The sequence below is a fragment of the Nocardioides sp. genome (assembly GCF_036401255.1).
In the GTDB taxonomy this organism is placed as follows: Bacteria; Actinomycetota; Actinomycetes; order Propionibacteriales; family Nocardioidaceae; genus Nocardioides.
Genome location: NZ_DASWVI010000352.1, coordinates 1 through 10,174, shown reverse-complemented (window position 1 = coordinate 10,174; position 10,174 = coordinate 1). Strand labels below are relative to the sequence as shown.

The window sequence follows — 10,174 nt, the reverse complement described above, 5'->3', positions numbered from 1 at the left end:
AACGCCGCCTGGGCCTGCATGTGCGCCGCCATCGCGCCCGACGCCACGCGCCGGGCCCGGCGGACCGGGCCGCGGTCGGCCTTGTTGCGGCCCACCAGGCTCTCGCCCTCGCCACCGCCGGAGGCGGCCGGGTTGGACAGGTCGATCTCGGCCGGTGCGTCGGAGGCCGGCGCCGCCGGTGCGACGGCGGGCTCGGCCTCGTCGCCGATCGCGATGATCGGGGTGCCGACCGGCACCGTCTCGCCCTCGGGGACGAGGATCGCGCTGACCGTGCCGGCGTACGGCGAGGGCAGCTCCACGATCGACTTCGCGGTCTCGATCTCGACCACGACCTGGTTGATCTCCACCACGTCGCCCACGGCGACGTGCCACTTCACGATCTCCGCCTCGGTCAGACCCTCGCCGACGTCGGGCAGCTTGTACTCGGCCACGCGGGCCCTCCTCAGAACTCGAGCGAGCGGTCGACGGCGTCCAGCACCCGGTCCAGGTCGGGGAGGTAGTCCTCCTCGATCCGCGACGCGGGATAGGGCGTGTCGAACGCCCCGACCCGCAGCACCGGCGCCTCCAGGGAGTAGAAGCACTGCTCGGTGATGCGAGACGCGAGCTCGGCGCCCAGGCCCAGGTTGACGTGGGCCTCGTGGACGGTGACGGCGCGGCCGGTGCGGCGTACGGACTCGTAGACCGGCGCCATGTCCAGCGGCGAGAGCGTCCGCAGGTCGATGACCTCCAGCGACTTGCCCTCGGTCGCGGCCGCCTCGGCCGCCGCCATCGCGGTCTTCACGGTCGGGCCGTAGGCGAGCACGGTGACGTCGGTGCCGCGCCGGGCGACCCGCGAGGCGAACAGCGGGTCGGGGGTGGCGGTGTCGTCGAGGTCGGCCTTGTCGGCGTGGTACTGGCGCTTGGGCTCCAGGAAGATCACCGGGTCGTCGCTGGCGATGGCCTGCTGGATCATCCAGTAGCCGTCGACCGGGTTGGAGCACGTCACGACCTTGAGGCCGGGCGTGTGCGCGAACTGCGCCTCCGGCGACTCGCTGTGGTGCTCGACCGCGCCGATGCCGCCGCCGTAGGGGATGCGGATGACCATCGGCATCCGGGACTTGCCCTGGCTGCGGAACGTCATCTTCGCGACCTGGCAGACGATCTGGTCGTACGCCGGGTAGACGAACCCGTCGAACTGGATCTCGACCACCGGCCGGTAGCCGCGCAGCGCGAGGCCCACGGCGGTGCCGACGATGCCGGACTCGGCCAGCGGCGAGTCGATGACCCGGTCCTCGCCGAAGTCCTTCTGCAGCCCGTCGGTGATCCGGAAGACGCCGCCGAGCTTGCCGACGTCCTCGCCCATGAGCAGGACCTTGGGGTCGTCCTCCATCGCCTTGCGCAGCCCCATGTTGAGGCCCTTGGCGAGGGTGATCTTGGTGGTGGTCATCAGTGCGCCCCCTCGAAACTGGCAAGGTAGGCGTCGAACGCCTCGCGCTGCTGTTCGAGCTCGTCGGTGATCTCGGTGTAGACGTGGTCGAAGATGCTCAGCGGCGTCGGGTCCGGCAGCGCCTTGCAGCCCTCGCGCAGGTGGGCGCCGAGGTCGTCGGCCTCCTGCTGCACGCCGGCGAAGAACGCCTCGTCGGCGACACCGTTGCGGCGCAGGTAGGCCTCCACACGGGCGATCGGGTCCTTGAGCTTCCACCGCTCCAGGTCGTCGGAGAGCCGGTAGCGGGTCGGGTCGTCGGTCGTGGTGTGCGCGCCCATCCGGTAGGTGTAGGCCTCGACGAACGTCGGGCCCTGGCCGTCGCGGGCCCGGTCGAGGGCCGCCTTGGTGACGGCGTACGTCGCGAGCACGTCGTTGCCGTCGACGCGGACGCCGGGGAAGCCGAAGCCGAGAGCCCGCTGGTAGAGCGGGATCCGGCTCTGCCGCTCGAACGGCTCGGAGATCGCCCACTGGTTGTTCTGGCAGAAGAACACGACCGGCGCGTTGTAGGACGCGGCGAAGACGAACGACTCGTTGACGTCGCCCTGCGAGGAGGCACCGTCACCGAAGTGCGCGACCACGGCGGCGTCGCGGTCGGGGTCGCCGGTGCCGACGACGCCGTCGCGCTGCATGCCCATCGCGTAGCCGGTGGCGTGCAGGGTCTGGGCGCCGATCACGATCGTGTAGAGCCCGAAGTTGTTCTCCTTCGGGTCCCACGAGCCCTGGTCGACACCGCGGAACAGGCCGAGCAGGTCGAGGGGGTCGATGCCGCGGCACCAGGCGACGCCGTGCTCGCGGTAGGTCGGGAAGACGAAGTCCTGGGGGCGCAGCGCGCGGCCGGCGCCGATCTGCGCGGCCTCCTGGCCGAGCAGCTGGGCCCAGATGCCGAGCTCGCCGTGGCGCTGCAGCGCGGTCGCCTCGGTGTCGATGCGACGGGTGAGCACCATGTCGCGGTAGAAGCCGAGGATGGCGTCGTCGCCGAGGTCGAAGGAGAAGTCGGGGTGCTCGACCCGCTCGCCCTCGGGGGTGAGCAGCTGGACCAGCTCGGGTCCGCCGTCCTGATGGGAGGGGCCGAAGACCTCGGCGAGGTCCGGGCCGAAGCCCGGGGTGGTGCCGGGGCTGCCCCCCGCTGCCTGCTGGGTCACGTGCGCTCTCCTTCGAGTCGTCGGCGGTACGGGGTCTCCGCGTGCCGAGGCCGGTCAAGCTGGGTCGCTCCGGACGCGGGACGCGGGGGTGGTGCGCCCTGTGACCCGGAACACAATCGTGCCCCCTCAACCTACCGAAGCCATCGTCGGGGTCGCCAATCCCACCCGGGTGGTTCAGTGCACGTCGCCGAGATCCTCGTGGGCACGGTGCGACACGGGCTCGACCTGGAACGTCGAGTGCCGCAGGTCGAAGTGCTCGCCGGCGCACTCGCAGAGCCGGTCCAGCACCCCGCCGACCCCGATCTCGGCGAGCACCTCGTCGGTGACGGTCACGTGGGCGGACAGGCTCGGCATGCCGCTGTTGATCGTCCACGCGTGCAGGTCGTGGACGTCGACGACGCCGGGGGCCTCGAGGAGGTGGCGGCGTACGTCGTCGAGGTCGAGGTCCCGCGGAGCCACCTCGAGCAGGATGGCCGCCGAGTCGCGCAGCAGCACGATCGACCGCGGCAGGATCAGCACCGCGATCACCAGCGAGGCGATCGGGTCGGCCCGGTCGAGGCCCCAGGCCCAGATCAGCACGCCGGCGAGGACCGCGAGCACGGAGCCGACCAGGTCGGCGAACACCTCGTTGAGCGCGCCGCGCAGGTTGAGCGAGCCGGTGTCGGAGCGGTTGAGGATCGCCAGCGACACCGCGTTGGCCACGAGCCCGACCGCGGCGAAGGCGACCATCGGGCCGGCGTCGACCTCGCTGGGGTCGGCGAGCCGGGAGATGCCGGCCCAGGCCAGGTAGCCGCAGACGACCAGCAGTGCCAGCGCGTTGACGAGCGCGGCGAGGATCTCCGCGCGGTGCAGCCCGAACGTCGAGCGCGGACCGCCGCCGCGGGCGGCGACGTACGACGCCCCCAGCGCCAGCACGACGGCCGCCGCGTCGGTGGCCATGTGCCCGGCGTCGGCGAGCAACGCCAGCGAGCCCGTGACCAGCGCGCCCACGACCTCGAGCGCCATGACCGTGACCGTGACCGCGAGGACCACCCGCAGCCGGCCGCGGTCGGCCGCCCGGCCGGCCGCGTGGTCGTGGTCGTGGCCCATGCCGCCCATTGTGGCAAGCAGGCGACGGCGGCCTCCGAGTCGAGCACGCGTCTAGCCTGGGCGGCGTGGAGCTCGAGTTCGACGGCGTGATCTGGGAGTGGCGCGGCCCCGCGCCGTACCACTTCGTCAGCGTGCCCGAGGACGAGTGCGAGCAGCTCGCCGAGACCGCGGCGGCGGTGACCTACGGCTGGGGGATGATCCCGGTCGCCGTCGAGGTCGGCGCGACCCGGTGGACCACGTCGCTGTGGCCGAAGGACGGCGGCTACGTCGTGCCGCTCAAGGACAAGGTGCGCCGCGCGGAGGGGCTCGAGCTCGGCCAGGAGGTCACGGTCCGGCTCACCGTGGACGTGTGAGCCTCACAGCCGCTCGCGCCCGTGTGGGGTCAGCCAGACCTCATCGTCGGGGCCTTGCGGGACCACCTGGGAGGGGTTGATGTCGTCCTGGACGACGTAGTAGTGCGCCTTGATCTGGTCGAAGTCGGTGTTGTCGCCGAACGCCGGGGTCTGGAACAGGTCGCGGGCGTAGCCCCACAGCGCCGGCATCTCGGTGAGCTTGTTGCGGTTGCACTTGAAGTGGCCGTGGTAGACGGCGTCGAAGCGCGCCAGCGTCGTGAAGAGACGTACGTCGGCCTCGGTGATCGACTCGCCCATCAGGTAGCGCCGGTCGGTGAGCCGCTCCTCCAGCCAGTCCATCGCCGCCCAGAGTCGGTCGTAGGCCTCCTCGTAGGCGTCCTGCGCACCCGCGAACCCGCACTGGTAGACGCCGTTGTTGACGTCGGTGAAGACCCGCTCCATCACCTCCTCCATCTCCTCGCGGACGTCGTCGGGCCACAGGTCCGGAGCGTCCGGGCGGTGGTGGTCGCGCCACTCGAAGAACAGGTCGTGGGTGATCCACGGGAAGTCGTTGGTGACGACGCCGCCCGACGCGACGTCCACAACCGCGGGCACCGTGATGCCGCGCTGGTAGTCGGGGAACCGGGCGAGGTAGGCCTGCTGCAGCCGCTCGATGCCGAGCACCGGGTCGCGGCCGCCGGGGTCGAGGTCGAAGGTCCAGCTGCGCTCGTCGTGCGTGGGACCGCAGAGGCCGAGCGAGATCACGTCCTCCAGGCCGAGCAGCTGCCGCACGATGATCGACCGCGTCGCCCACGGGCACGCCTTCGCGGCGACGAGCCGGTAGCGGCCCGGCTCGGCCGGCCACAGCTCGCCCTCGACCGGCCCGTGCTCGGGCCGGCGCCCGTCGCGGGTGATCCGGTCGGGGATGTAGGTCATGTCCCGGTCGTACTCACCGGACGTGAGGTAGCCGCCGCTGCCCGAGTCGCTCGCCATCTCGCCAGCCTACGAAGGACGGGCAAGGCGGAACCGGCGCCGCACGCGTCGCTGGCAGGGTGGGCGGCATGACGCAGAGCGACTACGACCAGTGGGCCGAGGCCTATGCCGTGGCGAACGCGCAGGGGTTCTTCAACGCGTGGTACGAGAGGCCCGCGATCCTGCGGCTGTTGGGCGACGTGAGCGGGCAGCGGATCCTCGACGCCGGGTGCGGCTCCGGTCCCACCACGCGGGAGCTGACGCAGCGGGGCGCCGACGTCACCGGCTTCGACGTCAGCGCCGCGATGATCGCGATCGCCCGGCGCGGTCTGCCCGAGGCGGACCTGCGGGTCCACGATCTGAGCGAGCCGCTGCCGTGGGAGCACGGCACCTTCGACACGGTGGTCGCCTCGCTGGTGCTGCACTACCTGCGCGACTGGTCGGGCCCGTTGACCGAACTGCACCGCGTGCTCACCCCGGGCGGTCGCCTGCTCGTGTCGGTCAACCACCCGAGTGCCTTCCCCATCGTGCACCCGGATCTGGAGTACTTCGCGATCACCGAGTACACCGAGGACTACGACTTCGCCGGCACCACGGTGGACCTCACGTTCTTCCACCGGCCCCTGAGCCTCATGACGGAGTCGTTCGCGCAGGCGGGGTTCCGGGTCGTCGGGATCCACGAGCCGCCGGCCGACCCCGACACGCCCGCCGAGGTCCTGCCGCCGGGCCTGCGGGCCGGGCAGCAGTTCCTAGGGTTCTTGTTCTTCGACCTCGAGGCGCTCTGAGCCTCGCCGAGCTCAGAGCAGTCCGTGGGCCTGCTTGGCGCGCAGCACCCGCAGCGTGGCGGCGTCGACCAGGGCCTTGAACCCGTCGTGCGACCGGGCGCGGGCGAGGACCGCGGCGTACATCTGCGGCACCGGGCCGGGGTCGACGCTGAGCACGAGGTCGCCGCCCGCGGCGAGGAAGCGCACCGCCCGGCGCCCCGGCGGGATGTGGGCGACCTGGCGGGCGCGGGCGAGGTCGTCGGAGACCACGACGCCGGTGAAGCCGAGGTCGCGGCGCAGCATCGTGCCGATCACGAACCGCGAGAATGCCGCGGGGTTGCGCCGGTCCAGGCGCTGGTAGGTCGCGGTCGACATCATCACCACCGGGACGCCCGCGTCGATCGCCGCCCGGAACGGCGCGAGGTAGCGGTCGTGCCGGGTCGTCACCCGGTCGGTGACGCCGGCCGTCGTGTCGGGGTTGGCCCGGACCCGGCCCAGGCCCGGGAAGTGCTTGACGGTGGGTACGACGCCGCCGTCGGCCATGCCGCGCGCGAACGCGACCGCGTGCCGGGCGACGACCTTGGTCGTGAAGCCGAACTCGCGGTCGTAGCGCCCGATCGGCGGGTTGTCGCGGGCGGCCGCGCGGCTCGGCACGGTGTCGGCCACTGGCGCCAGGTTCAGGTTCACCCCGGCGCGGCGCAGCTGCCCGGCCCAGGTGGTTGCGGCGCGGCGCAGCCGGTGCGGCTCCCAGCGCCCCTGCGCGAGCGCCGAGGGGATCGGGGCGAGGCCCGGCCCCTGCAGGACCCGGACCAGCCCGCCCTCCTGGTCGGTGGCCACGAACAGCCGGACCTGGGCGGTCGAGTCCGCGTCGACCTCGGCGCGCAGCGTCCGCGCCACCCGCGCCGGCGGCCGGACCCCGCCGTAGCTGCGGCCGGTGAGCATCACGTTGCCGACGTGGAGCCGTCCGATCTGCGCGCGGGTCCGCCGGTCCACCCGATCGGCCGGGGTGCCGACCACGAACAGCTGCCCGACGCGCTGGCGCAGGCTCATCCGGTCCAGCACCGCGGCCGGCGTACGCCCCTGTCGCTCCGTCGGCACGACGACCGGAGCCGGGGCCGGAGCCGGGGCCGGAGCCTGCGCCGGCCCATCGACCGGAGCATCGACCGGTGCCGCGACCGGAGCGTGGGCCGAGCCGGCGGCCGGGACGAGCAGGCCGCTGGCGAGCGTCGCGGCCACGACGAGCTGGACGAGACGGGTCGGCGACGGCACGCGCCCGCACGCTACCCCTCCGGCTGTAACGCCCGTTTACCCACCCTTCCCGCCCCGCTGCAACATCCTCGGAACAGCGGTTAACACGGCGTTACAGGGAAGCGGGACGGCGCACGGCCTCCTAGGACCGCAAAGAACTGTTTGCAAATGAACCTTTGCAGTCCTAGGGTGACGACGTGAACCTCACCTCGATCACCCCGACACCCGAGCAGCTCAAGGCGCTGACCCACCCGGTGCGGGTGCGGATCCTCGGCATGCTGCGCATCGACGGGCCCGCGACCGCCACCACGCTGGCGACCCGGCTCGGGCTCAACACCGGCGCGACGTCCTACCACCTGCGCCAGCTGGCCCAGCGCGGGTTCGTCGTCGACGACGCCGAGCGGGGCAACGGCCGTGAGCGGTGGTGGCGCGCGGCGCACCGCTACACCACGACCGACACCGGCAGCGGCGACACCGTCGAGGAGCGCGACACGATGGACGCCTACCTGCAGTCGGTGGTGGTCGTGATGACCGACCTGCTCCAGCGCTCGGTGGAGGAGCTGGCGGTGCTGCCCGAGGAGTGGCGGGAGACCACGACCTACTCCGACTGGGTGCTGCGGCTGACCCCCGCGCGGGCCCGGCGCCTCGTCGAGCACCTGGTCACCGAGATGGGCGGGGTCGAGGAAGAGGCCGAGGGGGAGGACGAGGGGGAGGACGCCGCGGCGCCGTACGTCGTGCAGATCTCGGCGTTCCCCTACCCAGGGAAGGTCTGGTCGTGATGAGCAGGACCAGGACCACCCGGCGTCCGCTGTACGGCTGGCTGACCGCCGAGGCGGTCTCGCTCGCCGGCACCCGCGTGTCGATGATCGCACTGCCGTTCCTGGTGCTGACCACCACCGGCTCGGCGACCAAGACCGGCCTGGTCGCGTTGTTCGAGATGCTGCCGATGGTGCTGCTCAAGGTGCTCGGCGGCCCGGTGATCGACCGCATCGGCGCCCGGCGGGTGAGCATCGGCTGCGACCTCGGCAGCCTCGGCGTGGTCGGCGCCATCCCGGCGCTGCACGAGGCGGGTGTGCTGTCGTTCCCCGCCCTGCTCGGGCTGGTCGCGGTCGCGGGCGCCCTGCGCGGACCGGGCGACGCCGCCAAGCAGGCACTCGTGCCGGTGATCGTCGAGCACGCCCGCGTGCCGATGGAGCGCGTCACCGGCCTGGCCGGCACCGTCGAGCGCGCCAGCTCGATGCTGGGCGCCGGCCTGGCGGGCGCCCTGGTCGCCACGCTCGGCGCGACCAACGCACTCGTCGTCGACGCCGCCAGCTTCGGGTTCTCCGCGCTCGTGCTGGCGTGGTCGACCCGCACGCTGCCGGCCCCGGCCCCAGCGCCCGCGGAGGAGGGCGAGGCCGGTGACGGCTACGTGCGCCGGCTGCGCGAGGGCTGGGACTTCCTGCGCCGCGACCGGGTGCTGCTCGGCATCACCGGCATGGTGGCGCTCACCAACCTCCTGGACGCGGCGTACTCGACCGTGCTGGTCCCGGTCTGGGCGGTCGACGCCGGCCGCGGGGCCGGTGCGATCGGCCTGGTCTTCGCGGTGTTCTCAGGCGCCTCGGCGCTCGGCTCGGTGTGCGCGGCGACCTGGGCCGCCCGGCTCTCGCGCTATCGCACCTACCTGGTCGCGTTCTTGATCTGCGGGGCGCCGAGGTACGCCGTGTTCGCCCTGGACGCCCCGCTGTGGCTGCTGGTCGGGGTGGTCGCCGTGAGCGGCTTCGCGGCCGGCTTCATCAACCCCGTGCTGGGGGCGGTGATCTTCGAGCGCATCCCCGCGCCGCTGATGGGCCGGGTCTCCTCGCTGACCACCGCGATGTGCTTCGCGCTGATGCCGCTGGGCGGCATGGTCGGGGGCCTGCTGGTCTCCGGCGTCGGGCTGCCGGTGACGCTCCTGGCCGCCGGCGCGGCGTACCTGGTCGTCACGATGCTGCCCGCGGTCGACCCGCGCTGGCGCGAGATCGACGAGCGCCGACCGGTGGAGCTGGGCGGCGAGCCGGCACGGGAGCCGGATCGGGAGCCGGATCAGGAGAAGGCCGCGGCGACCTGAACCAGCCGGTCGTTGGCCTCGGTCTCGCCGATCGAGACCCGCGCCCCCTCGCCCGCGAACGGACGCACCACGATGCCGGCCTCGTCCGCGGCCGCGGCGAAGTCGGCCGTGCGGTCGCCGAGCTCGAACCAGACGAAGTTGCCTTGCGCGTCGGGCACGTCCCAGCCCGCCTCGCGCAGCCCGGCGACGACGCGGGTGCGCTCGGCGACCAGGGCGTCCACGCGCTCGAGCAGCTCGGCGCGACGCTCCAGCGACGCGATCGCCGCCAGCTGCGCGACCGTCGAGACGCCGAACGGCAGCGACACCGCACGCAGCGCGGCCGCGATCGGGGCCGGCGCGACGGCGTACCCGACCCGGAAGCCCGCCAGTCCGTAGGCCTTGGAGAACGTGCGGGTGAGCACGACGTTGTCGCGGACGCGGTAGGTCGCGAGCCCGTCGACCGGGTCGGCCATCCGCACGAACTCCAGGTAGGCCTCGTCGACGACCACGAGCACGTGCGGCGGGACCTTCGCCAGGAACGCGTCGAGCTCGGCCTGGGTGACCGCGGGCCCCGTGGGGTTGTTGGGCGTGCAGACCAGCACGACCTTGGTGCGGTCGGTGACGGCGGCGGCCATCGCGTCGAGGTCGTGGCGGCCGTCGGGCAGCACCGGCACCTTCACGGCCGTCGCCGCGGCGGCGGTCACCGCGATCGGGTAGGCCTCGAACGAGCGCCACGCGAACACGACCTCGTCGCCGGGGGCGCAGAACGCCTGCACCAGCTGGTAGATCAGCCCGACCGAGCCGGTCGCGACCGACAGGTGGTCGGTGGGCACCTCGAAGGTGGATGCCAGCGCCTCGTAGAGCGCGACGCTGCCCATGTCGGGGTAGCGGTTCATCGCCTCGACGCCGGCCCGGACGGCCTCGACGACCCCGGGCAGCGGCGGGTAGGGGTTCTCGTTGCTGGACAGCTTGTACGACGTCATCCCGGGTCGGACCGTCGGCGGCTTGCCGGCGACGTACGGCGGGATCTCCGCGACGTTGGGCCGGGGCTGGGGGCTGGTCATGGGGGCCACCCTAGTGAGGCCCGTCTCAGC

11 protein-coding genes are annotated in these 10,174 nt (G+C 72.8%); 4 read left to right on the top strand and 7 right to left on the bottom strand.

All coding sequences use genetic code 11. The features are described from left to right. From VGD85_RS16345 to VGD85_RS16330, 4 genes are all read right to left on the bottom strand, one after another. The coding region (locus tag VGD85_RS16345; RefSeq protein WP_331064496.1) for a biotin/lipoyl-containing protein at window positions 1–431 on the bottom strand (431 nt) is incomplete at its 3' end. 11 nt (window positions 432–442) lie between these two features. Further along, the gene (locus VGD85_RS16340; protein WP_331064495.1) at window positions 443–1,426 is read right to left on the bottom strand and encodes an alpha-ketoacid dehydrogenase subunit beta; all 984 of its coding nucleotides are present in this window, start codon (window positions 1,424–1,426) and stop codon (window positions 443–445) included. Further along, window positions 1,426–2,505 (bottom strand): pyruvate dehydrogenase (acetyl-transferring) E1 component subunit alpha, encoded by a 1,080-nt coding sequence (gene pdhA, locus VGD85_RS16335; RefSeq protein WP_331064497.1) that lies wholly within the window; start codon window positions 2,503–2,505, stop codon window positions 1,426–1,428. The genes VGD85_RS16340 and pdhA overlap by 1 nt, the downstream gene beginning before the upstream one ends. Before the next feature lie 276 nt (window positions 2,506–2,781). Then, window positions 2,782–3,696 (bottom strand): cation diffusion facilitator family transporter, encoded by a 915-nt coding sequence (locus tag VGD85_RS16330; protein WP_331064494.1) that lies wholly within the window; start codon window positions 3,694–3,696, stop codon window positions 2,782–2,784. A 65-nt stretch (window positions 3,697–3,761) separates the two neighbouring features. Between VGD85_RS16330 and VGD85_RS16325 the strand changes: the two genes are divergently transcribed. Beyond that, window positions 3,762–4,049, top strand: a complete 288-nt coding sequence (locus VGD85_RS16325; RefSeq protein WP_331064493.1) for a DUF1905 domain-containing protein — start codon at window positions 3,762–3,764, stop codon at window positions 4,047–4,049. 3 nt (window positions 4,050–4,052) lie between these two features. Here the strand turns inward: VGD85_RS16325 and VGD85_RS16320 are convergent, their stop codons facing one another. After that, window positions 4,053–5,021 (bottom strand): glutathione S-transferase C-terminal domain-containing protein, encoded by a 969-nt coding sequence (locus VGD85_RS16320; protein ID WP_331064492.1) that lies wholly within the window; start codon window positions 5,019–5,021, stop codon window positions 4,053–4,055. Window positions 5,022–5,089: 68 nt separating this feature from the next. Here VGD85_RS16320 and VGD85_RS16315 point away from each other — a divergent pair, with 68 nt between their 5' ends. Next, window positions 5,090–5,785 carry a class I SAM-dependent methyltransferase gene (locus VGD85_RS16315; protein ID WP_331064491.1) on the top strand — a complete coding sequence of 232 codons (696 nt, stop codon included), beginning with the start codon at window positions 5,090–5,092 and terminating at the stop codon, window positions 5,783–5,785. A gap of 12 nt (window positions 5,786–5,797) precedes the next feature. Here VGD85_RS16315 and VGD85_RS16310 read toward each other — a convergent pair whose 3' ends face one another. Further along, on the bottom strand, window positions 5,798–7,033 hold the full coding sequence (locus VGD85_RS16310; protein WP_331064490.1) for a glycoside hydrolase family 3 N-terminal domain-containing protein: 1,236 nt from the start codon (window positions 7,031–7,033) through the stop codon (window positions 5,798–5,800). A 176-nt stretch (window positions 7,034–7,209) separates the two neighbouring features. On the opposite strand from VGD85_RS16310, the gene VGD85_RS16305 reads away from it, so the two are divergent. Then, on the top strand, window positions 7,210–7,791 hold the full coding sequence (locus VGD85_RS16305; RefSeq protein WP_331064489.1) for an ArsR/SmtB family transcription factor: 582 nt from the start codon (window positions 7,210–7,212) through the stop codon (window positions 7,789–7,791). Continuing rightward, complete coding sequence (locus tag VGD85_RS16300; RefSeq protein WP_331064488.1) at window positions 7,791–9,101, top strand: MFS transporter; 1,311 nt, start codon at window positions 7,791–7,793, stop codon at window positions 9,099–9,101. The genes VGD85_RS16305 and VGD85_RS16300 overlap by 1 nt, the downstream gene beginning before the upstream one ends. Here the strand turns inward: VGD85_RS16300 and hisC are convergent. Beyond that, window positions 9,077–10,144 (bottom strand): histidinol-phosphate transaminase, encoded by a 1,068-nt coding sequence (gene hisC, locus VGD85_RS16295; RefSeq protein ID WP_331064487.1) that lies wholly within the window; start codon window positions 10,142–10,144, stop codon window positions 9,077–9,079. The two genes, VGD85_RS16300 and hisC, sit on opposite strands and share 25 nt — an antisense overlap. Window positions 10,145–10,174: the final 30 nt, after the last annotated feature.